The following is a 21734-nucleotide window of genomic DNA, read 5'->3' as shown; positions in this document are numbered from 1 at the left end:
GGCGAGTCCTGGCAGGCAAACGAAAGCCCGCTAGCTTGGGCAGACGCGGGGCGTGCGTCAAACGCATCGGTCGGATTTACACGCCTTGCAACGAATCCGCGGGCGGACCGGTAGAATGACGCTCTGATTCGACAGACGAGTGGTTAGAGCGTGGAGGCAAGGCAGGGTTTCGTCCTGACCCGACATTGGCGGGATACGCCCGAAGGCACCGAGGTGGGCTTCTGGCTGGCCACCGATGAGGGGCCCCGGCATGTGCTGTTGCCGCCGCAGAGCTCGGTGGCCTTCGTGCCGGCCGAACAGCGCGTGCGTGCCGAGAAGCTCCTGGCTGGCGAGCGCGGCGCGGAACTGCGCCCGCTGGGCCTGCGCGACTTCCAGCAGCGCCCGGTGCTGGGCTTGTACTGCCAGCAGCACCGCCAACTGATGAACCTCGAGAAAAAGCTGCGTGAAGCGGGTGTCGAAGTGTTCGAGGCAGATATCCGACCGCCCGAACGCTACCTGATGGAACGCTTCATCACCGCGCCGGTGGCCTTCAACGGTGAGCCAGGCGCGGGTGGCAGTATCCTCACGGCGCAACTGCGGCCCGCGCCGGAGTACCGGCCAAGGCTGAAACTGGCCTCGCTGGACATCGAGACCAACATCCGTGGCGACCTCTATTCCATCGCCCTGGAAGGCTGCGGCCAGCGCCAGGTGTACATGCTCGGCCCCGCCAATGGCATCGATGGCGAACGCGATTTCGAACTGGAGTACTGCGACAGTCGCGCCGCGCTGCTGGAGCGCCTGAACCAGTGGCTGGCCGAGCACGATCCGGACGCCATCATCGGCTGGAACCTGGTGCAGTTCGACCTGCGCGTGTTGCAGGAACACGCCAAACGCCTGGAAATACCCTTGCGCCTGGGCCGTGGCGGCGACGAAATGGGCTGGCGGCAACATGCCTCGTCCAATCACTTCTTCGCCGCGGCGGCTGGCCGGTTGATCATCGACGGCATCGAAGCCTTGCGTTCGGCGTTCTGGAGTTTCCCCTCGTTCAGCCTGGAAAGCGTCGCGCAGCAACTGCTGGGCGAGGGCAAGGCCATCGACAACCCCTACGACCGCATGGCCGAGATCGACCGTCGCTTCGCCGAGGACAAGCCGGCGCTGGCGAAATACAACCTCAAGGACTGCGAGCTGGTCACGCGCATCTTCGAGAAGACCCGCATCCTCGACTTCCTGCTGGAGCGCGCCAGTGTCACCGGGCTGCCGGCCGACCGCAGTGGTGGTTCGGTGGCAGCCTTCACCCACCTGTACCTGCCGCCGATGCACCGGTTGGGCTACGTCGCGCCGAACCTTGGCGGCAGGGCGCCGGAGGCCAGCCCGGGCGGTTTCGTCATGGATTCGCGGCCGGGACTCTACGAATCGGTGCTGGTGCTGGACTACAAGAGCCTGTACCCGTCGATCATCCGTACCTTCCTGATTGACCCCGTAGGGCTGGTGGAAGGCTTGAGCGACCCGTCCGACGAGGCCTCGATCCCCGGCTTCCGCGGCGGCCGATTTTCCCGCACGCAGCATTGCCTGCCGGCCATCGTCGAGCGCGTCTGGCAGGGCCGCGACGCCGCCAAGCGCGACGGCAATGCGCCACTGTCGCAGGCGCTGAAGATCATCATGAATGCCTTCTATGGCGTGCTCGGCTCCAGTGGCTGCCGCTTCTTCGACCCGCGCCTGGCCTCGTCCATCACCATGCGCGGCCACGAGATCATGCGCCGTACCCGTGAGCTGATCGAAGGGCAGGGCCATCGGGTGATCTACGGTGACACCGACTCCACCTTCGTCTGGCTCGGCCGTGCCCATGACGAGGACGCTGCCGCCACGATCGGCAAGGTACTGGTGTGCCACGTCAACCAGTGGTGGGTCGAGCACCTGCGGGCGGAGTACGGGTTGGAAAGCGCGCTGGAAATCCAGTTCGAACGGCACTTCCGGCGCTTCCTGATGCCGACCATCCGCGGCGCGGAGGAGGGCAGCAAGAAGCGCTATGCCGGGTTGGTACGGCGTGACGATGGCAGCGACGAGATGGTCTTCAAGGGGCTGGAGACCGTGCGGACCGACTGGTCGCCGCTGGCCCAGCAGTTCCAGCAGGAACTCTACCTGCGCATCTTCCAGCGGCAGCCATACCGGGACTATGTGCGTGACTACGTCCGGCGCACCCTGGCGGGCGAGCAGGATGACCTGCTGGTGTTCCGCAAGCGCCTGCGCCGGCAACTGGGCGATTACCAGCGCAACGTGCCGCCCCATGTGCGCGCGGCACGCATCGCCGACGACTACAACGAGCGCCAGGGTCGCCCGCGCCAGTATCAGCGCGGCGGCTGGATCAGCTACGTCATCACGGTCAATGGCCCGGAACCGCTGGAGACGCTCAGCTCGCCGATCGACTACGACCACTATGTCAGTCGCCAGCTGCAGCCGATCGCCGACGCCATCCTGCCCTTCGTCGAGGATGACTTCAGCGCGCTGGTAGACCGGCAATTGGGGCTGTTCTGAAACGAAAAAGGCCGGCGAATGCCGGCCTTTCCTGTTCCTGCGGGCGCATCAGTCGCCGCGGTATTCGCAACCGCTGGTGCAGGTCTCGTGCACGCGAACCTTGGACAGTTCCGGCAGCAGCGGCTTGAGCTGTTGCCAGATCCAGCGGCAGAGGTTCTCGCTGGTGGGGTTTTCCAGGCCGGGGATATCGTTCAGGTAGTTGTGGTCGAGCTGGTCGTAGATCGGCTTGAAGATCTGCTTGATCTCGGCGAAGTCACGAATCCAGCCGGTATGCGGATCGACCTCGCCCTCGATGTAGATGGCGGCCCGGAAGGAGTGGCCATGCAGGCGGCCGCACTGGTGCCCGGCGGGGACGTGGGGCAGGCGGTGGGCGGATTCGAAGGTGAATTCCTTGAACAGTTCCAAAGTGGCGTGCTCTGTGACGATTGCCGGCCCGGGAACGGGCCGGCCGGAAAATGGGCGCACAGTCTATCACCATCACACGCGTCGAGCGGCTCGACCCGGCCAGCGGCTGGCTCGGTCGGGAAGCCCTCTGGCAGCGTCGGTTTGCTGGCATTGCGCGCACCAGGTGGATGCTCTCGGGCCTTGCACAAGCCGTGCATACCACCCGGAAACCCGACCCGGACAGCTGGTTTGTCGAGTTCCTCAGAATAGTCGCGCGGTCTGTCAGGGCATTCTGATCCTTCGCAAAAGGGCAAGAAATTAACCTTCCCGCCTCTGAAAAATTTCCCTGGTGAGGTTGGTTTCAATGGCAAGTCAAACAGTCAGTCTTGTTGCCGTATCCGAGAACGCAGCCAAGAAGATTGCGCTCGGGTCTGGCGGCAAGATCAAGGTACAAGCAGGCACCAAGTACCTACTGCAGACAGAGAACAGCCAGGTTGCCCCGGAAAACATCACGGTCAAGCGTATCGGCAAGGACCTGCTGGTTTCCTTCGAAGGCAGCGAAAAACCCGACGTGACTCTCCAGGGCTTCTTCGCTGACGGCATGGACAGCCACCTCTACGGCGTCTCCGAAGATGGCCAACTGCATGCGTATGTTCGAACGGATGGCGAGGGCTTCTACGGCCCGCTGCTGATAGCTGACGGTGAGTCGGCGCCGATTGCCTTGGGCGGCGACGGCGTGGCCTATAACGTTGCCCTGGTCGGCGAGACCGATGACAGCTCCGGCTTCATCCTCTGGCCCTTGCTGCTCGGCCTGGCAGGGGTCGGCGCCGCCGCCGCGATCATTCATCACAACCGGGATGACGGGCACAAGACGCACACCAGTCCTGCTCCGACCAACATCAAGGTCATGGACGATGTCGGCCCGATTCAGGGACAGCTGTCCAGTGGCGATATCACGGATGACGCGCACCCGGAAATTTCCGGCAACGGCGTGCCCGGAGCGATCATCCATCTTTTCGATAACGGTCAGGAAATCGGCTCGACCACGGTTGCGCCCGATGGCACCTGGACCTTGACGCCAGAGCTTGCCGACGGCGAGCACAGCTTCGATGCCACCCAGGTGGTCCCTGGCCAGAAGCCCAGCGCCCCGGTGGATGTGATCGACCTCATTGTCGACACCCTTGCCCCGGCCAAACCAACCATCGAGCAAGTGCTCGACGCGGTAGGCAGCATCCAGGGCCCTATCGCCAATGGCGGCGTGACCGATGATCCGGCTCCGACCCTGTCCGGCAAGGCCGAAGCAGGTTCGACCGTCACCCTCTACGACAACGGTGAGGAAATGGGCTCCGTGGTGGCGGACGGCAATGGCCAGTGGAGCTACACCCCGGCCACGCCGCTCAGCGAGGGTGAGCACTTGTTCACTGTCGACGCGACCGACAAGGCCGGCAACACCAGCGAGCCGTCCGACGTCTTCAGCATCATCACCGACTACACCTCTCCGGTAGCGACCCTGACCATCGATGTGGTCGCCGGCGACGACATCGTCAACCTGTTCGAATCAAAGGCTCAGCAGCTCATCAGCGGCAAGGCCGGTGGCGAGTTCCTGCCCGGCGACCTGGTGACCTTCACCTTGAATGGCACGACCTACAGTGCGGCAGTCAATGCAGCGGGTGATTGGAAAGTGGCGGTGGCCGGCGCCGACCTGGCGGAAGACAGCAGCATCCACGCCACCCTGGTGGCCCACGATGCCGCCGGCAACAGCACCAGCGTCGTTGCGGATCACGCCTACAGCGTGGACCTCGATCCTCCCCTGGCAACGCTGGCGATCGATGTGGTGGCCGGCGATGACGTGGTCAACCTGTTCGAATCGAGGGTTCCGCAGCTCATCAGTGGCAAGGTGGGCGGCGAGTTCATGCCCGGCGACCTGGTGATCTTTACCCTGAACGGCACGGCCTACAGCGCAGCAGTCAATGCCTCGGGGGAATGGAAAGTCACGGTGGCCGGTGCCGATCTGGCCAGGGACACTAGTATCCAGGCTACCCTGGTCGCCCATGATGCTGCCGGCAACAGCGCCAGTGTCGTGGCTGATCACCCCTACAGCGTGGACCTCGACCCGCCCGTGGCGACGCTGACCATTGACGTGGTTGCGGGCGACGACATCCTCAACCTGGCTGAGTCAAAAACCAGCCAGATCATCAGCGGCAAGGCCGGTGGTGAATTCCTTGCCGGCGACATCGTCAGCTTCACTCTCAACGGGCATGCCTATAGCGCCGCCGTCAGTGGCTCAGGTGACTGGAGTGTTTCCGTTGCCGGTTCGGACCTGGCCAAGGAAACCGGTATTCACGCCACCCTGGTGGCCCGCGATGCCGCCGGTAACAGCGCCAGCGTGGTGGCCGATCACGCCTACATGATCGCCGTCGATCCCGGCACCACCACCCTGACCATCGACACCGTTGCCGGCGACGACATCGTCAACCTGGTCGAATCGCAAGCCAGCCAGCCTATCAGCGGCAAGGTCGTGGGTACCTACCTGGCCGGTGACCAGGTGACGTTCAACCTCAATGGCCACGCTTACAGCGCCGCCGTAGGTGCAGATGGCAAGTGGAGTGTCGCCGTGCCGGGCAGCGACCTGGTGGGCGACAGCGCCCACCAGATCAACGCCACCGTCATCGGTCACGACCTCGCCGGCAACGCCAACACTGCCACTGTCAGTCATGCCTACTCGGTAGACGTTACCCCCCCGGTAGCGACGCTGAGCATCGACAGCGTGACCAGCGATAACACCATCACTTCATCCGAGGCAGCCGGCAACGTCACGATCAGCGGCAAAGTCAGTGGGGAGTTCACCGCGAACGATCAGGTGAGCTTCCAGCTCGACGGCACCACCTACAGCACTACGGTAACAGCTAATGGTGACTGGAGCGTCTCCGTACCGGGCAGCAAGCTGGTTGCCGAGAGTGGCCACAAGATCGACGCCAGCCTGGTCGCGCATGATGCGGCGGGCAACGTAGCCACCATCAGTGCATCCCACCCGTATCTGGTGCAGCTCAACAGCGTGTCCATCACCAGCATGAGCAAGGATTCGGGTATCGACCTGGATCATGTCTCCGATTTCATCACCGCTGATGGTTCAGCAGGGCGCGGCGTCTACGGAACCTTGACCCAGGTGCTGACTGGTGACCAGAAGGTGCAGATATCCACCGATGCCGGTGCCACCTGGAAGGACGCCCTGACCTCTGGCTTGAACTGGGTCGCTGTGGACACCAGTTCACACGCCGCCAACTGGACCATCCAGGCCCGTATCGTGGAAAACGGCGTAGCCCAGGGCGAAGCGGCGAGTAAAGCGGTGATCTTCCTCGGTGTTGCTGGTGGCGCCCCGAGCATCACCAACATCCCGGGTGCCGATACCCTCTACACCACAGCGAAGACTGCCGATGGCAGCGACGTGCACGTTTCCCTGGCCGGCACCAATGCCAGGGCCGGGGACACCTTGCACATCGTCTGGGGTGATACTTCTTATGATCAGGTGCTGACTGCCGCTGACATCACCTCGGGAGCTGTATTGGCCAAAGTGCCGGCGCAGCAGACCACGACCCAGGGTGGCCAGTGGGACTTCGCAGTCACCGCGCAGATAGTCACCGTGGAAGGGCAAATCAGTGCCCCGAGTTCGGCAGTTCAGATCCATGGCGAGGGCTGGACCACGCTGGCGATCGACGACCTGAATCGTGATCTCATCACGATGGGGGGGCAATCGGTCTACCAGGGTGGCGGCGTTACCATCACTTCGGACACGACCTTGCACCATCGCGTGCAAGGCGGCACGGGCAATGCGGGTCTGGTACTGGATAACTCGTCGGTCGGGAATACTTCCCACTATGCGCAGATCAGCTTCACTCAAGCGCTGGAGAGCTTCTCCGTAAATATCAGTGCGCTGCAAAACAAGTATGGTGGCTCGCGTGTGGTGGTCTATGACACGCAGGGCGAGGTGTTGTCCGACAGCCACGCGCTGTCCGATGGGACGGGGGGAACCTCCGAGTCCACGCTTTATAGCTATGCAGCCCCACTCGGTCGCGATATCGGCATGGTGATGATCTATGGCGATGGCACTGATGGGGGAGGAGGCGCAGGTGGCATCGTCCTGGATACTCTCCAGTTCAAACAGACCCAACACGCCCCTGGCTTCAACGACACCTTCACCAATGAAGTCGGTATGACCGGTACCTTCCATAGCGAGGAAGGCCATTTTACCGTGGCGCCGACTGGTACGGTCTCCATCCGCAGTGCTGACGAGCACAACCTGGACGGGGCCTACATGTACATTGGCTCAGGAACCAGTGCGATCGGGGACTCTTCCGCCAGCTTCATCTTCGATCAGGCGGTGCAGTCCATCTCCTACAGCCTGTGGGGCCTTGAAACCCAGCAGAGCATTCCGGGCAACTATTCGAAGCTCGAGGTGTACGACACCAATGGTGCACTGATATTCACCCGTAACGTAGTCAACAATGGTGGCTCCACCTACAACTACGAGCAGGTGTCCTACACCGCGCCTGAAGGTCTCGGCATCGGCAAGGCAATTGTCTACCAGGATCAGAACGCCTGCCTGCTGGATAACTTCACCAGCGTGTTGGCACCCAGTGCGCCATCGGGCCAGAAACTGATCGATCACGACTGGGAGACTTACTTCGATGAAGTCAGTGTCACCAAGGGGGTGATTTGGCAAGGCCAATCCTTTGCGACAGGCGCCTTCAGTGGCGGTACCACGTTGGAGGGTTATCACAGCGATGCAGGTGGTTTTATCGTCAATGGGAGCGCTGCCAAGGAAGCTGCTGCCAGCAACCTCTGGGCGAACGCCACCAGTGGCTCCATGTATGTTGCAGATGCCGCGACGGCAGTCGTGACCTTCGATTCTGCGCGCTCCAAAGTTGAGCTCGGCGTCACGGGTATTGAAATTACGGCGGGTAATCATGCCGTTCTCAATATCTACGATACCGGCGGAAACCTGCTGGAGACGATCCGCATGTCAAACCCCAGCGGGACCTACGACATTCAATCGTTTTCCTACGATGCGCATAGCAACATGATCGGCAGCATCGAAATCATCGGTGATAGCGGCGGCACACATATCACCAGTATTTCGTCCTCGGTCACCCAGGTAACGGCGGATAGCGACGTCATTTCGATGGCGGTCGATCCGATGACCTACTTCGCCCAGGAATCAGCCCATATCTTCGGCAGCGCCGGGCTGGACACCCTGAAGCTGACCGGCGCAAACCAGGTCCTGGACCTGACCCAGCTCACGGGTGACAACGGTCAGGCCAAGATCAGCAGTATCGAGAAGTTCGACATCACCGGCACAGGCAACAACACGCTGAAGCTCTCGCTCAATGATGTGCTGCATCTGGGTGAGACGGACATGTTCCGCAAGGATGGCAAGGTGCAGGTGATGGTAGACGGCGATGCCGGCGACAAGGTGGAACTGCATGGTCTGCACGACCATGGAAGCTTCTCTGGGACCTGGCAGAGTACTGGCACTGCGGACATCGGTGGCGTGACTTACCACGTGTACAACTACAGCCAGCTGGACGCCGAAGTGCTGATCAAGGAAGCCATGACCGCCAGCATCGTCTGATGCACGTCATGAGCAGAATCGAGATATCCGTCTCTTCCCCCTCTGCGGAAATCGGGCCGTCGGACCAGCCACCCGGATGACCGGCCGGCCACCTCCGCCTTTACCAATTGACTGCTCCGCCCAGATCGGCGGAACTCACCAGAGAACTGTTCAAATGACTTCGATTACTTCCCCAAAGGGCGTTGCGAAAGCCAACCGCCAATGGCCCCTGGTGTTGGTGACCCTTGCTGTACTGACCAGCTTGCATGCGCCGCTTTCCGGCGCGACCGAAACCAACCAGAGCATCTACGGCGAGACCTACCAGAAGGTCGAAAGTGTCGCTCCCGAACAAGCGCAGATCGTCATGTACCGAGGCCAGGATGCCGGCAAGGAAGGCCCAAGCCAACCAGACCCTGTCGCAGCAACGCGCCGAGACTGTGCGCCGCGTGCTGCTGGAGCAGGGCGTGCAGAGCCAACTGGTACACGCCAGCGGCCGTGGCAGTTCCGAGCCGGTGGTGCAGTGCAACAGCGGTTCGCGCAGCGAGAAAATCGCCTGCAACGCGCCGAACCGCCGCGTGGAACTGGTGATCCAGGGTACTCAGAACGGTGGTTGAGAATGGTCCGGGGAGACGGTTCGGATAATTTGTTTTCCGAGCTGTCTCCGGGGGAAACGTAATTCTCTCGATTTGCCAGGATTTCGCTATCTGGAATTCAACGAAGTGGCAAGTTTGATTTAACAGGCTGAGTGTTTTGACTGTTTAATGGCGCGCCACGCTGAATCTTTCCGTATATGTAGGACTTCTTTTTCTTCTATTTTCCAAATAAGGATGAAGGCTTGAGTTTTGAATTAAATCAGAAAATCTTACATCTTTGTCGGAGCGTTCCGATATTCCTGAGTTGGGCATGAAATTAAATTGATCACCTCGTACGATTTCCCTACAGAGGTGGTGTTTAAATGGCAAGTGAAACTATTGGTCTGATCGCCGTTACCGAACATGCAGCCAAGAAGATTGCGCTCAGAACTGGCGGAAAGATCAAGGCACAAGCCGGCACCCAGTACCTTCTGCAAGTGGAAAACAGTCAGGTCGCTCCGGAGAATGTCACCGTCAAGCGAGTTGGCAAGGATTTGCTGGTCTCTTTCGAAGGCAGTGACAAGCCCGACCTGACCCTTCAGGACTTCTTCGCCGAAGGCATGGACAGCCAGCTGTTTGGCGTTGCTGAAGACAACCAGCTCCATGCGTATGTGCGCACCGATGGTGAGGGTTTCTACGGCCAACTGATGCTGGCCGACGGCGAGATGGCTCCCATTGCCCTGGGTGGCCCCGCGCTGGGCACGGCGCCGCTGGTATCTGACATCGAGGATAGCAAGGGCTTCCTGCTGTGGCCGCTCCTGGCGGGGGCAGCAGTGATTGGCGCGGTGGCCGCCAGCCAGAAGCATGATGATCATCACCGGGTGCATGTGCCGGCCGACCCCAGCATCGACCGGGTAATCAATAACAACGACCCGGCTCAACCGCTCGACGTCGCCAAGGACGGTTTAACCAATGATTCCACCCCCGTCATCGTTGGCAGCTCGGAAGCGAACACTATCGTTCATGTCTATGACCATGGCGTCGAGCTAGGCAGCACGACGGCTGCCGCCGATGGCAGCTGGTCGTTCGAGGTCCCGGCGGACAAGGCGCTGGCGGATGGCAGCCATGATTTTACCGCCATTGCCGAGACGCCTGCCGGTACCCGCAGCGGCCCCTCCAACGACTATCCCATCCACGTCGACAGCCTGCCGCCGAGCGCCCAACGCCGGCCCGGAAACTGTTGCAGTGCAGCAAGGAGTCCACAGCAGTAGCGCTCAGCCGCAGGAGACGGAGTCGCAAGGCACGCCGTTGCCTGGTATCGAATCTCCCCATGCCGAGCCGATGGCAGCCTCGGCGGAAGAGCCAGCTGTCGCGCCGCACGTCGACCCATTGGGCCACGTCGTGCCGGCGGTCGATATCGCCGGCCTCTCGGACACCTACTACGGCGAAAGCGACAGCTACGTCAGCCTGAGCAACGCCGAGGCCTACCTGGCCAGCGACGCCAACCAGGGCATCCATGGCGCAGCCGGAGTGGACACCCTCGCGGTGGCCGGGCACGACCAGGTCCTCGACCTGACCGCCGCCCACGGCAAGGTAACGGGCATGGAAGTGATCGACCTGACCGGCGACGGCCAGGCGCACAACAGCCTGAAACTGTCGCTGGAGGACGTCCTGGATAACGGCCAGGCCGACTTGTTCCACACCAGCGACAGCCACAGCGTGCAAATGCTGGTCAAGGGCGACAGCTCCGACGTGGTCAACCTCGACCACCACTCGAGCAACGGCACGGACAGCACCTGGTCCGACAAGGGCACGGTGGCGGTAGGGGACATCTCCTACCACGTCTACCAGAACTCCAGCACCGAAGCCGAGCTGCTTATCCAGCAAGGCGTGCAGGTCCACCTGGTCTGATGCCGACGAGGCGGGGCCGGCCCTTCGGGGGTGGCTCCAACTCCTCCCTTACCCCGCACTTTTTCTGATCGAACCCTGCCGCACCCGCGGCGGGGTTCTGGAGACACCCATGAACCGTTCCCTTTACCTCAGCGTCCTGGCCGTTGCCATCGGCTTCGCCTCGAGCGCCTTCGCGCAAAACGACGCCATCTATGGCGAGACCTACCAGAAGGTCGAAAGCGTCGTTCCCGAACAAGCCCAGATCGTCATGTACCGTGGCAACGACGCCGGCAAGGAAGCCGCCCACGTCTACATCGACGGCCACCTGCAAAGCGCCCTGATGCCCGGCGGTTACACCGTGTTCTGCACCCCGGCGGGCGAGCATGCGCTGGAGTCCTACATCGGTGACGCACCGCTGTATGTCGGCAAACGCAACCCGGCGAGCTTCGCCAAACTCTCCGGTGGGCAGACCTACGTGCTGGAAGCCCCGGTGATGCCGCACCAGAGCACCCCCATCGTGCACACCGGCCAGGACGCCGAGCAGAGCCTGCAAGGCCTGCGCCGGCAGGCCCACGTCATCAGCCGCGCGCCTTCCGTGGTGCCGTGTCAGACCGAAACCAAGCTGAGCCTGCGCAGCGACGTGCTGTTCCACTTCGCCAAGGGTGGCTACAACGACCTGACCGCCGAAGGCCGCAGCCAACTGGGCCAGGTAGTACAGGAAATCCAGCAGCAGCCCGGGCGGATCAGTGGCATCGAAGTGATCGGCCACGCCGACCCGATCGGCAAGGCCCAGGCCAACCAGACCCTGTCACAGCAGCGCGCCGAGACTGTGCGTCGTGTGCTGCTGGAGCAGGGCGTGCAGAGCCAACTGGTGCACGCCAGCGGCCGTGGCAGCTCCGAGCCGGTGGTGCAGTGCAACAGCGGTTCGCGCAGCGAGAAAATCGCCTGCAACGCGCCGAACCGCCGCGTGGAACTGGTGATCCAGGGCACTCAGAACGGTGGTTGAGAATGGCCCGGGGAGACGATTCGGGTAGACCCCCGAGCCGTCCCCGGGGAAGTGCAATCCTCCCGACCCGCCAGTGTTCCACCTACCTCACGCTGCGCGGGCCGGGAAGGGTTCATTCAGCAGACGCCGGGTATTGCGCCGCTCCACTTCACAAACTGCCCCCTCCATAGCCGTAATGCTGTGCCAGAGTGAGCCCGCGTTGAGCCTGCGCAGCGACCTCCTGTCTAGTTCACCCTGCGAATCTGGATTTACTTGATGGCGAGTCGTCTCGCCAGCCGATTGAGGTTCGCACGGTCCAGGCCCATCTCGCGGGCCACTGCGGCCCAGTTGCCTTCGTGGCGTTCCAGGCTCTGGCTGATCATGCGGCGCTGGAAGGCGTCCACCGCTGGCCGCAGCTCGCCGGCCGGCTCCGTGTCGGCGCCACTATCGCCGTCTTTCGCATCGGCAGCGGGCACACCTCCCTGGAGTGCGCTCAGGGTGAGGTCATCGACGCCCAGGCTGAGAATGCGTGAGCGTTGCGAGTGGTTTGCCAGGGCCTTGAGCGAGGCGCGACCAATCAGATGCTCCAGCTCGCGCACATTGCCCGGCCAGGCGTAGCCGACCAGCGCTGCCTGGGCCTCGCGGGTCAGGCGCAGGCTGCGCAGCCCCAGGCGCGGTCGGTTCTGTTCGAGAAAGTAGCCTGCCAGCAGCAGTATGTCGTTGCCGCGCTCGCGCAGCGGCGGAACCCGAAGCGGATAGACGCTCAGCCGGTGGTAGAGGTCGGCGCGGAAGCGGCCGGCGCGGACTTCCTCGGCCAGGTCGCGGTTGGTGGCGGCGATCAGACGCACATCCACATGGTGTTCGCGGTCGGAGCCCAGGCGCTGCAACTGGCCGCTCTGCAGCACGCGCAACAGCTTGGCCTGGATCGCCAGCGGCAGCTCGCCCACTTCGTCGAGGAACAGGGTGCCGCCGTCGGCCAGTTCGAACTTGCCGCGGCGCTCACCCACCGCGCCGGAGAAGGCGCCGCGGACGTGACCGAAGAGCTCGCTTTCCACCAGGGTTTCCGGCAACGCCGCGCAATTCAGGCTGACCAGTGGCTCGGTGCGGCGCAGCGAATTGGCGTGGATGGACTGCGCGACCAGTTCCTTGCCGACGCCGGTTTCGCCGGTGATCAGCACGCTCAGGTCGCTGCCGGCGACCACCTGGATTTCATGCATCAGCGCCTGGTGCGACTTGCTCTGGCCGATCAGTTCCCTGGGCTGGTCACCGGAGGCGCGTTGGTAGGCGTCGGCGCGCTGCTGCTCATGCTCGGCACGCTGCGCCAGGTCAGTCATGCGCTGGCTGGCTTTCACCGTGGCGGCGGCGAGGCTGGCAAAGGCTTCCAGGTTGTCCAGGTCACCCGTGGAGAAGCGCTCGGGGTCCAGCGCATCCAGGGTCAGCAGGCCCCAGGGTTGTTCGTCGAGAAACAGCGGGCAGCCCAGGCAGTCATGGACCTCGAGATGGCCGTGAAGGCCTTCCACCAGCCCATCGTAAGGGTCCGGCAGGCCGCAGTCGGCGGCGAAGTGCGTCGGGCCGGGATGCTCGATGAGGGCCCGCAGGCGTGGATGTTCGCTGATCTTGAAGCGGCGACCGAGGGTGTCCTGGCTCAGGCCGTCGACCGCCAGTGGCACCAGCTGATCGCCTTCCAGGCGTAACAAGGCAGTGGCGTCGCAGGGCAGCAAGCCGCGCAGGGCCTCCAGCAGGCGCCGATAGCGTTCGCTTTCCGGCAGTTCACGGGACAAGTCGGCAACCAGCGGGAGGAGGGTGGCAAGCAGGGGGTTTCGAGTCATTATGACCTCTTTGTAGTCAATTTGACGCGGAAAGTTTCGGGTCATTATGACTCATTTTCTTGCGCGGGTCCCGTCGATGCTGGGCTGGATGGTTGGCACGCTTCCTGAAACATCTCTGGCAGAAAGCACAGGCACCCCCACTCACTGCCTGGCCAACTCGAGGAGATCCGCATGCTGTCCAACGAACACCGTACCCTGGTCAAGGCCACCGTCCCGCTGCTGGAGACCGGCGGCGAAACCCTGACCCAGCACTTCTACAAGATGATGCTCAGCGAGTACCCGGAAGTTCGTCCGCTGTTCAACCAGGCGCACCAGGCTTCCGGCGACCAGCCCCGTGCCCTGGCCAATGGCGTGCTGATGTACGCCCGGCATATCGATGAGCTGGAGCAGCTCGGCCCGCTGGTGGCGAAGATCGTCAACAAGCACGTTGCCCTGCAGATCCAGCCGGAGCACTACCCGATCGTTGGCAGCTGCCTGCTGCGGGCCATTCGTGAAGTGTTGGGCGAGGAGATCGCTACCCAGGCAGTGATCGATGCCTGGGCCGCTGCCTACGGCCAACTGGCCGATATCCTGATCGGCGCCGAGGAGTCGGTGTATCAGCAGAATGCCGAGCAGCGCGGCGGCTGGCGTGGTGCGCGGCGCTTCCGCATTGCGCGCAAGGAAGTCGAGAGCGAGGAAATCACCTCCTTCTACTTCCAGCCGCTGGATGACGAGCCGCTGCTGGACTTCCAGCCCGGCCAGTACATCGGCCTCTCCCTGGACATCGGCGGGGAGGAGGTACGCCGTACTTACTCGCTGTCCGACGCGCCCAACGGTCGTGAGTATCGCATCAGCGTAAAGCGTGAGCCCGAGGGCAAGGTGTCGAACTACCTGCATGACCGCCTGAACGTTGGCGATGAGCTGGACCTGTTCCCGCCGGCGGGCGATTTTGTCCTGCGTGGTGGCGACAAGCCGCTGGCCCTGATTACTGCCGGTGTCGGCATTACCCCGGCGCTGGCCATGCTCAAGCCGGCGCTGGAATCCGGCCGTGAAGTGCACTTCATCCACTGCGCTCGTCATGGCGGCGTGCATGCGTTCCGCGAGTGGGTCGAGGCGCAGTCCGGCGCCTATCCGCAGCTCAAGCATTACTTCTGCTACAGCGAGCCGCGCGCGCAGGACGCGTCCCACGTCGAAGGTTTCCTCAGCCGCGAGTTGCTGGCCGACTGGCTGCCGGAGGACCGCGACCTGGATGCGTATTTCCTCGGACCCAAGCCGTTCATGGCGCAGGTGAAACGTCACCTGCGCGAGATCGGCGTGCCCGAGCAGCAGTCCCATTACGAGTTCTTCGGCCCGGCCAGCGCGCTGGAGGCCTGAACCTGAAGCGCCGGCTCAAGAGTGGGCCGGCGCAACCCGAGGAGGTGTGAGATGGAAAGTCTTTTCGCTTGCCCGCAACGCAATCTGTCGATTTCCTGGTCGCTGCTGACCGGCGGGCTCGTATTACTGCTGTTGGGAGTCGTGGGAGCCTATTTCGTCGATGGCCAGCTGAACCTGCAAAGCATTGTCGCAGCGCATGCCTTCACCATCCTCGGCCCGACACTATTGAAGCTGGGCTACGTGCTGCGGCTGGTAGCCCAGCATCAGATGCGCAAGGACGGCTGGGAGGCTTGCTGTGTTACTGGTTGATCGAAAGGCTCTGCTGACTATTGCGCCACTGTGGCGCCTGGGCTTTCGCCCGTTCTTCCTCGGCGGTGCGGTGTTCGCGCTGGTCGGCATCGCCGCCTGGGCGGCTGTGCTGCTGGGGTTGCTGCCGGCGTGGCAACCGCTGGGCGGCTGGCTGGCCTGGCACCGGCATGAAATGCTGTTCGGCTTCGCCGCGGCAATCATTGCAGGCTTCCTGCTGACGGCCGTGCAGACCTGGACCGGCCGTCCGGGCGTCTGCGGCAAGCCGCTGATGGTGCTGTCACTGGTCTGGCTGGCTGCGCGTATCGGCTGGCTGGTCGGTGCACCACTGTGGCTGGTCACTGTGCTGGAGCTGACGTTCATGCCGGCGCTGGCCTTCTTCATCGGCCGCAGCCTGTGGCAGGTCCGGCAGAAGCGCAACTACCCGGTCATCGCGGTGCTGAGCCTGATGACGCTTGCCGATGCGCTGGTGATGGCCGGCATCTGGACGGGCAACGATGGCTGGCAGCGTGGCGGTGCATTGGCTGCGCTGTGGCTGGTGGCGGCGCTGATGGGGCTGATCGGTGGCCGTGTGATTCCGTTCTTCACCCAGCGCGGGCTGGGTCGCAGCGCCCAGGTGCCGGCCTGGAACTGGCTGGATAACTCGCTGCTGGGCGGCACGATGCTGGTGGCGGTGCTGACCGCCGTTGGCCTGGGCCTTGCCCCGCAGCCGTTGCTCGGCGCGCTGTTTGCTGCGTTGGCGGTGGGGCATCTGGTCCGTCTGTGGCGGTGGTATGACAGGGACTACTGGGGCGTGCCTCTGCTCTGGTCGTTGCACCTGGCCTACCTGTGGATGATGTTGGCCCCGGCGGGGATGGCGCTGTGGAACTTCTCACCGAGCTTCAACATGAGCCTGGCGATCCACGCGCTAACCGTGGGCGGCGTCGGCGGGTTGATCCTGGCGATGATCGCGCGGGTGAGCCTTGGCCACACTGGCCGGCCGCTGCAACCACCGAAGGCGATGGCCTGGGCCTTCGCGCTACTCAACCTGGGCGCCGTTGCGCGGGTGCTGCTGGTGATCTGGTGGCCGCTGGAGGGCTTGAGCATCGCGGCCGGCTGCTGGGTAGCGGCTTTCCTGCTGTTCGCCTGGCATTACGGCCCGATGTTCTGGAAGCCGCGCCTGGATGGGCAGCCGGGGTAGGACGGGTGGCTATGACGCGGTTCGCGGGCATGGTCCGGCTAGGGTAGGAGCAACTGTCTTCTCTGGATAGTCCGTCGCTGGGTCTTCCCCCTCACCCCAACCCTGGCTGCGCGCCCCGCTCCTCAGGGAGAGGGGGCAGTCCGAGCCGACTGACGCGAAGGTTTCATCCTGCACCGAACGGTCCCCTCTCCCCTTGGGAGAGGGCTAGGGTGAGGGATGGCCCAAGCGCAGGGGTATCTCGCAGGAGCGGACTGCCTCCGCGATGTCTTCCCCGCTGCTCCAGCGTCGGGCGGTTCGCGAGCAAGCTCGCTCCTACAGGGAGCGCTGGCGAGGTGTTCGGCACCTGAAGCAGACATTTACGTAGGAGCGGACTGCCTCCGCGATGTCTTCCCCGCTGCTCCAGCGTCGGGCGGTTCGCGAGCAAGCTCGCTCCTACAGGGAGTGCTGGCGAGGTGTTCGGCACCTGAAGCAGACATTTACGCAGGAGCGAACTGCCTCCGCGATGTCTTCCCCGCTGCTCCAGCGTCGGGCGGTTCGCGAGCAAGCTCGCTCCTACAGGGAGCGCTGGCGAGGTGTTCGGCACCTGAAGCAGACATTTACGTAGGAGCGGACTCTGTCCGCGATGATTTTCCGCCCGCTGAGCGGCTTCGGGCCAATCGCGGACGGAGCCCGCTCCTACGATCATGCTCAGTTGTCTTGCGGTGCCTGGCGCAGCCGCTTGAGCTCGTCGTTCAGCCAGGCGCTGGCGTCCTGCTTTCCAGCGGGGCAGTCCACCTGATAGCGCTGGCCACTCATGCTGCTCTTGGTCGCAGCGCGTTCGATGAAGTCTTCCGCGCTGCTCACCAGGTCCTTGTGTTCCAGGTAATCGAGCTTCTTCTGCAGGTGCGCCCGCGCTTCACTGGCCGGGTACTCGCTGCCGTTGCGGAGGAACTGGCAGTCGCTGTGTTCGACGAAGTCCAGCAACTGGCTGATTTCCTGCTGCGCCTTGGCATCGACAGCGGCCTGTGCGCAGGTGCCGGCGAACAGGAGGGAGAGCAGGAGCGAGCGGAGCTTTCGGGAGTGAGCCATAGCGATTCCGTGGCAGATGCGTGAAGCCGCCGATTATGTCAGCGGCTGCAGGCGCTCGCCGAGGCGGCCGCTGTCTACCAGTTCAAGAAACTCGTCACCCATCCGCCGGCTTTCGTCCATCGCCTTGCGCCAGTAGCGTTCGCGGCCAGCGTCGTCGCCGAGGTAGCGGTGGAAGTCCTTGCGGTCCGGCAGCTTGTTGTGCGGCAGGCGCGCCAGGTAGTCCTTCGATGGGGCGAGCAGCAGCACGTCCTGCAGGCGGCCGGCATCGCCGCGGCGCCAGGGCAGGCCCTTGTCGAACCAGCCGGGGATGACCTTGTCGGTGAAGTGCGGGTAGAGCACCACGCCTTCGGGCTGGTAGGGCAGGTCCAGGTGGTAGTCCAGCAGCCCGCCGTCGCGGTAGGTGCCGGGGCCGGCGCCGGGAATATCGCGCACGCCTTCCATGACCATGGGGATGGAACCGGAGGCGAGCAGGGCGTGGCGCAGGTTCGCCAGGTCCAGGTGCAGGTAGCGCGAGGGGAAGTCCGACAGTGGTTGCAGCGGCGGTGCCCGACGGGCGTCGTGGATGATCAGCCGTTCGAAGTGCCGGTGCAGATGGCGACGGCCGACCAGGTTGTCGCGGATCACCGCGCCGAGGCCGAGGCCGAGGTTGGCCTTGCCGTCCTGCGCCAGGCGGCCGTGGCTTTTCACGACCACCACGTTGAGGCGGTACCAGGGGTTGTCGAGCACGCTGGCGTCGTGGCCGTCGAGCAGGTCGTCGAGCATCTTCGCGCAGCTCTTCGACACGTCGCTGATACTCGCGTTGCGGGCGAAACGCTGTTGCGTGTAGAGCTCGCCCAGGCGGCGAATGCCTTCGGCCGGGTCGGGCAGGCAGGCGCTGGCGAAGCGCCAGGAACCGATGGAGGCACCGATCAGCGAACGCTCGCGCTGCGCACGCGGCAACCATTCACCGAACAGCGCCAGGTCCAGGCCCTGGATGCCCAGCGCCTTCGGACCGCCGGCGGCGCCAGGGAGAATGCCCACATCGGCAGGGGCCAGGCCCTGCTCGCGGATGCGCTGGAGCGCACGGCTACCAGCCTTGAGGGTAAGGGTAGGGGTGTTGATCTGGATGGCGGTCATGCGGGCCTCGCTGTGGCAGGCCGCGATTATAGAGCCTGTACGGGGAGAGCAAGGATACTTCAGCGGGTGAATGTCCGTTGCCGATTCAGCTTGAATTAAGTCCTTCACCTTAGTCTGACAGCAGTGAAATTCTGACGAGGTGCCCTGATGAAATGGCTGCTGATCCTGACCGCATTCTCCGCTTTGCTGCTCGGCGCAGGCGTTGCCACGGCCCACGATATCGGCCCGGACGAGGCGTTGCGCCTGCGCGATGCCGGGACCATCCGCAACTTCGAGGAACTCAACCGCACCGCGCTGGCCAAGCATGCCGGCGGTTCGGTGTACGATAGCGAGCTCGAGCTGGAACATGGCCGCTATCTGTACAAGGTCGACATCAAGGACGCCCAGGGCGTGAAGTGGGATGTCGAACTGGATGCGGTCACCGGCGAAGTCCTCACCGATCACCAGGATGACTGATGAAGACCGTTCTGCCCCGCAGGGCGTTGCTTGGCCTGGCGCTGGTTGCCCTGGGCGGCGTCGCGCAGGCCCATGACCTGAGCCAGGATGAAGCCCTGCGCCTGAGCAAGGAAGGGGTGATCCGCCCCTTCGAGGAAATCCTCCCCGCTGCGCTGAGCCGCTACCCCGGCTCACGCCTGCTCGAAGCCGAGCTGGAAAAGGAGCACGGCAACTACATTTACGAAGTGGAGTTGCTGACCGTTGACGGTGTGGTGCGCGAACTGGAACTGGATGCCCGCGACGGGCGCATCCTCAAGGATAAGGAAGACGATTGATGCGTCTGCTGCTGGTGGAAGACCACGTACCTCTAGCCGATGAACTGCTGGCGACCCTGACCCGCCAGGGCTACGCGGTGGACTGGCTGGCCGACGGCCGCGACGCCGCCGTGCAGGGCGCCAGCGAGCCCTATGACCTGGTGATCCTCGATCTCGGCCTGCCTGGCCGGCCCGGGCTGGAAGTGCTGCAGGAGTGGCGCGGGATGGGCCTGGCTACGCCGGTGCTGATCCTCACCGCGCGGGGCTCCTGGGCCGAACGTATCGATGGCCTGAAGGCCGGCGCCGACGATTACCTGACCAAGCCGTTCCACCCCGAAGAGCTGCTGCTGCGCATCCAGGCCCTGCTGCGCCGCGCCCGTGGGCTGGCCAACCAAAGCCAACTGGAGGTGGCCGGCCTGAGCCTGGACGAGTCGCGCCAGTGCGTGCAACAGGGCGGCAAGGAGGTAGACCTGACCTCCGCCGAATTTCGCCTGTTGCGTTATTTCATGCTGCACCCGGGCCAGTTGCTGTCGAAGTCGCACCTGGCCGAGCACCTGTATGACGGCGAGACCGAGCGCGATTCCAACGTCATCGAGGTGCATATCAACCACCTGCGTCGCAAGCTGGGTCGCGAGATCATCGAGACCCGCCGTGGCCAGGGCTACCGTTTCACCGGCAACGGAGCCGGCAATTGATATCGATCCAGCGTCGGCTCGGCCTCGGGCTTGGCGTGGTACTGGTGGTGGTCGGCCTCGCGCTGGCCCAGGCCGGCCTGTGGCTGTTCGACCAGGGCCTGCGCCGCTATCTGGTGAACGGGCTGCAGGACGAGGCGGAAAGCCTGCTGGTGGGTATCACCCGCGGTCCGGCCGGGTTGCAGCTGGACGGCCAGCGCGTTGATGCGGCCTATGAACGGTTGTTTTCCGGGCGCTATTTCGTCATTCGCTTCGACGACCAGACCTGGCGTTCGCGCTCACTGTGGGACAGCGAGCTGAAGCTGCCCTCGCACAAGGGCTTGGCCAAGGTGCTGGAGAAAGGTCCGGAAGGCCAGCGCCTGCTGGTCTATCGCGGTGACTACAAGCGCTACGGCAAGACGCTCAGCATCGTCGTCGCGCAGGACTACACGCCCGTCCTCAAGAGCTTCAATCGCCTGCGCAACATCGGCCTGGGCGCGGGTGCGCTGGCCTTGTTGCTGATCCTGGTGTTCCAGGGCTTCACCGTGCGCCGTGCCCTGCGCCCGCTGGAGCGGGTGCGTCAGCAGATTGCCCAGTTGCAGGAAGGCCAGCGCAGCCAGCTGGACAGCCAGGCGCCGCTTGAATTGGAGCCTCTGGTGGAGCAGATCAACCACCTGCTGCAGCACACCGAGGACACCTTGCGCCGCTCACGCAATGCGCTGGGTAATCTCGGCCATGCGCTGAAGACGCCGCTGGCGGTGCTCATCAGCCTCGCCGACCGCGAAGAGCTGCGCGATCACCCGGAGCTGCGGCGAGTGCTGCAGGAACAGCTGGAGCAGATCGAACAGCGCCTGGCCCGCGAACTGGGGCGTGCGCGGTTGGTGGGTGAGGCATTACCGGGCGCGCACTTTGACTGCGATGCCGAGTTGCCCAGCCTGTGCGACATGCTCAAGCTCATCCATGGCGATCACCTCGCCATCGACTGGCAGGCACCGCCCGCTACGCGCCTGCCGTATGACCGGGAAGACCTGCTGGAAATGCTCGGCAACCTGCTGGACAACGCCTGCAAATGGGCCGACGCCCAGGTGCGTTTGACGGTGGAGAAGGGCGCAGACGCCTATCGACTGAGCGTGGACGACGATGGTCCGGGCATCGCCGAGGACCAGCGAGACAGTGTGCTGGAGCGCGGCACGCGGCTGGATGAGCAGGTCGCCGGGCATGGCCTGGGCCTGGGTATCGCGCGCGACATCGCGGCGGCCTGTGGCGGTGGCCTGAAGCTGGAAAGCAGTGAACTGGGCGGGTTGCGCGTGGTGGTGGAGTTGCCGCGGCGCGTGGGGTGACGGTCAGCTGAGGCAGGCTTCTGTGGGGGCAGAGTGCGTCCGGCACCGTGCCGTGCGGTTCGCGAGCAAGCTCGCTCCTACAGGGAAACACCAGCGCCAGACTGTAGGAGCGAGCTTGCTCGCGAACCCGCCGTGGCGCCGAACTCATCGGCTGATCGCGGGGGGAGTTCGC

At 63.8% G+C, this 21734-nt stretch carries 17 protein-coding genes; 13 read left to right on the top strand and 4 right to left on the bottom strand.

The annotated features are described in order from the left end of the window. Positions 1 to 150 precede the first annotated feature (150 nt). Positions 151 to 2511 carry a DNA polymerase II gene (locus L6D89_RS19635; RefSeq protein ID WP_236200859.1) on the top strand — a complete coding sequence of 787 codons (2361 nt, stop codon included), beginning with the start codon at positions 151 to 153 and terminating at the stop codon, positions 2509 to 2511. A 48-nt stretch (positions 2512 to 2559) separates the two neighbouring features. Here the strand turns inward: L6D89_RS19635 and queD are convergent, their stop codons facing one another. Next, complete coding sequence (queD, locus tag L6D89_RS19630) at positions 2560 to 2916, bottom strand: 6-carboxytetrahydropterin synthase QueD (RefSeq protein WP_017516521.1); 357 nt, start codon at positions 2914 to 2916, stop codon at positions 2560 to 2562. A gap of 343 nt (positions 2917 to 3259) precedes the next feature. On the opposite strand from queD, the gene L6D89_RS19625 reads away from it, so the two are divergent. The 5 genes from L6D89_RS19625 to L6D89_RS19605 all read left to right on the top strand — a co-directional run bounded on the left by L6D89_RS19625 (position 3260) and on the right by L6D89_RS19605 (position 11971). Next, positions 3260 to 8524: an Ig-like domain-containing protein gene (locus L6D89_RS19625; RefSeq protein ID WP_236200858.1), complete on the top strand. Its 5265-nt coding sequence runs from the start codon at positions 3260 to 3262 to the stop codon at positions 8522 to 8524. Positions 8525 to 8883: 359 nt separating this feature from the next. Then, positions 8884 to 9117 carry an OmpA family protein gene (locus L6D89_RS19620; RefSeq protein ID WP_236200857.1) on the top strand — a complete coding sequence of 78 codons (234 nt, stop codon included), beginning with the start codon at positions 8884 to 8886 and terminating at the stop codon, positions 9115 to 9117. Between the two features lie 341 nt (positions 9118 to 9458). Next, positions 9459 to 10346, top strand: a complete 888-nt coding sequence (locus L6D89_RS19615) for an Ig-like domain-containing protein (RefSeq protein WP_236200856.1) — start codon at positions 9459 to 9461, stop codon at positions 10344 to 10346. Then, on the top strand, positions 10321 to 10986 hold the full coding sequence (locus L6D89_RS19610) for a hypothetical protein (RefSeq protein ID WP_236200855.1): 666 nt from the start codon (positions 10321 to 10323) through the stop codon (positions 10984 to 10986). The genes L6D89_RS19615 and L6D89_RS19610 overlap by 26 nt, the downstream gene beginning before the upstream one ends. A 109-nt stretch (positions 10987 to 11095) precedes the next feature. Next, positions 11096 to 11971, top strand: coding sequence for an OmpA family protein (locus L6D89_RS19605; RefSeq protein WP_236200854.1), 876 nt, complete (start codon positions 11096 to 11098; stop codon positions 11969 to 11971). 248 nt (positions 11972 to 12219) lie between these two features. Here L6D89_RS19605 and norR read toward each other — a convergent pair whose 3' ends face one another. Continuing rightward, positions 12220 to 13779 carry a nitric oxide reductase transcriptional regulator NorR gene (gene norR, locus L6D89_RS19600; RefSeq protein WP_236200853.1) on the bottom strand — a complete coding sequence of 520 codons (1560 nt, stop codon included), beginning with the start codon at positions 13777 to 13779 and terminating at the stop codon, positions 12220 to 12222. 171 nt (positions 13780 to 13950) lie between these two features. On the opposite strand from norR, the gene hmpA reads away from it, so the two are divergent. The 3 genes from hmpA to L6D89_RS19585 are packed head-to-tail and all read left to right on the top strand — an operon-like array spanning position 13951 to position 16618. Continuing rightward, positions 13951 to 15132: an NO-inducible flavohemoprotein gene (hmpA, locus tag L6D89_RS19595; protein ID WP_236200852.1), complete on the top strand. Its 1182-nt coding sequence runs from the start codon at positions 13951 to 13953 to the stop codon at positions 15130 to 15132. A gap of 51 nt (positions 15133 to 15183) precedes the next feature. Then, positions 15184 to 15441: a transmembrane sensor/regulator PpyR gene (locus L6D89_RS19590; protein ID WP_236173280.1), complete on the top strand. Its 258-nt coding sequence runs from the start codon at positions 15184 to 15186 to the stop codon at positions 15439 to 15441. Continuing rightward, positions 15428 to 16618 carry an NnrS family protein gene (locus L6D89_RS19585; RefSeq protein WP_236200851.1) on the top strand — a complete coding sequence of 397 codons (1191 nt, stop codon included), beginning with the start codon at positions 15428 to 15430 and terminating at the stop codon, positions 16616 to 16618. Before L6D89_RS19590 ends, L6D89_RS19585 begins: the two co-directional genes overlap by 14 nt. A 687-nt stretch (positions 16619 to 17305) precedes the next feature. On the opposite strand, the gene L6D89_RS19580 is transcribed toward L6D89_RS19585, so the two are convergent. Then, positions 17306 to 17686, bottom strand: a complete 381-nt coding sequence (locus L6D89_RS19580) for a YfeK family protein (RefSeq protein ID WP_236173278.1) — start codon at positions 17684 to 17686, stop codon at positions 17306 to 17308. 33 nt (positions 17687 to 17719) lie between these two features. Next, a complete protein-coding gene (locus L6D89_RS19575; RefSeq protein WP_236200850.1) occupies positions 17720 to 18802 on the bottom strand; it encodes a patatin-like phospholipase family protein in 1083 nt (360 codons plus the stop codon). A 147-nt stretch (positions 18803 to 18949) separates the two neighbouring features. Between L6D89_RS19575 and L6D89_RS19570 the strand changes: the two genes are divergently transcribed. The 4 genes from L6D89_RS19570 to L6D89_RS19555 are packed head-to-tail and all read left to right on the top strand — an operon-like array spanning position 18950 to position 21562. Next, entirely contained in the window at positions 18950 to 19258 is a 309-nt protein-coding gene (locus tag L6D89_RS19570; RefSeq protein ID WP_236173276.1) for a PepSY domain-containing protein, read from the top strand. Beyond that, positions 19258 to 19572 carry a PepSY domain-containing protein gene (locus L6D89_RS19565; RefSeq protein WP_236173275.1) on the top strand — a complete coding sequence of 105 codons (315 nt, stop codon included), beginning with the start codon at positions 19258 to 19260 and terminating at the stop codon, positions 19570 to 19572. Before L6D89_RS19570 ends, L6D89_RS19565 begins: the two co-directional genes overlap by 1 nt. Beyond that, positions 19572 to 20246: a response regulator transcription factor gene (locus L6D89_RS19560; protein WP_236173274.1), complete on the top strand. Its 675-nt coding sequence runs from the start codon at positions 19572 to 19574 to the stop codon at positions 20244 to 20246. The genes L6D89_RS19565 and L6D89_RS19560 overlap by 1 nt, the downstream gene beginning before the upstream one ends. Beyond that, positions 20243 to 21562, top strand: a complete 1320-nt coding sequence (locus L6D89_RS19555; RefSeq protein ID WP_236200849.1) for an ATP-binding protein — start codon at positions 20243 to 20245, stop codon at positions 21560 to 21562. The genes L6D89_RS19560 and L6D89_RS19555 overlap by 4 nt, the downstream gene beginning before the upstream one ends. The last annotated feature ends 172 nt before the right edge of the window (positions 21563 to 21734 follow it).

It is taken from the genome of Pseudomonas pseudonitroreducens, assembly GCF_021603645.1.
Taxonomy (GTDB): domain Bacteria; phylum Pseudomonadota; class Gammaproteobacteria; order Pseudomonadales; family Pseudomonadaceae; genus Pseudomonas; species Pseudomonas pseudonitroreducens.
This window is presented reverse-complemented; position numbering and strand designations above follow the sequence as displayed.

Bases quoted from the DNA above. Each gene is read 5' to 3' on its own strand.
- L6D89_RS19625 (WP_236200858.1), top strand. From the start codon at position 3,260: ATGGCAAGTCAAACAGTCAGTCTTGTTGCCGTATCCGAGAACGCAGCC.
- L6D89_RS19620 (WP_236200857.1), top strand. From the start codon at position 8,884: ATGCCGGCAAGGAAGGCCCAAGCCAACCAGACCCTGTCGCAGCAACGC.
- L6D89_RS19615 (WP_236200856.1), top strand. From the start codon at position 9,459: ATGGCAAGTGAAACTATTGGTCTGATCGCCGTTACCGAACATGCAGCC.
- L6D89_RS19605 (WP_236200854.1), top strand. From the start codon at position 11,096: ATGAACCGTTCCCTTTACCTCAGCGTCCTGGCCGTTGCCATCGGCTTC.
- norR (WP_236200853.1), bottom strand. From the start codon at position 13,779: ATGACTCGAAACCCCCTGCTTGCCACCCTCCTCCCGCTGGTTGCCGAC.
- hmpA (WP_236200852.1), top strand. From the start codon at position 13,951: ATGCTGTCCAACGAACACCGTACCCTGGTCAAGGCCACCGTCCCGCTG.
- L6D89_RS19590 (WP_236173280.1), top strand. From the start codon at position 15,184: ATGGAAAGTCTTTTCGCTTGCCCGCAACGCAATCTGTCGATTTCCTGG.
- L6D89_RS19580 (WP_236173278.1), bottom strand. From the start codon at position 17,686: ATGGCTCACTCCCGAAAGCTCCGCTCGCTCCTGCTCTCCCTCCTGTTC.
- L6D89_RS19575 (WP_236200850.1), bottom strand. From the start codon at position 18,802: ATGACCGCCATCCAGATCAACACCCCTACCCTTACCCTCAAGGCTGGT.
- L6D89_RS19570 (WP_236173276.1), top strand. From the start codon at position 18,950: ATGAAATGGCTGCTGATCCTGACCGCATTCTCCGCTTTGCTGCTCGGC.
- L6D89_RS19565 (WP_236173275.1), top strand. From the start codon at position 19,258: ATGAAGACCGTTCTGCCCCGCAGGGCGTTGCTTGGCCTGGCGCTGGTT.
- L6D89_RS19560 (WP_236173274.1), top strand. From the start codon at position 19,572: ATGCGTCTGCTGCTGGTGGAAGACCACGTACCTCTAGCCGATGAACTG.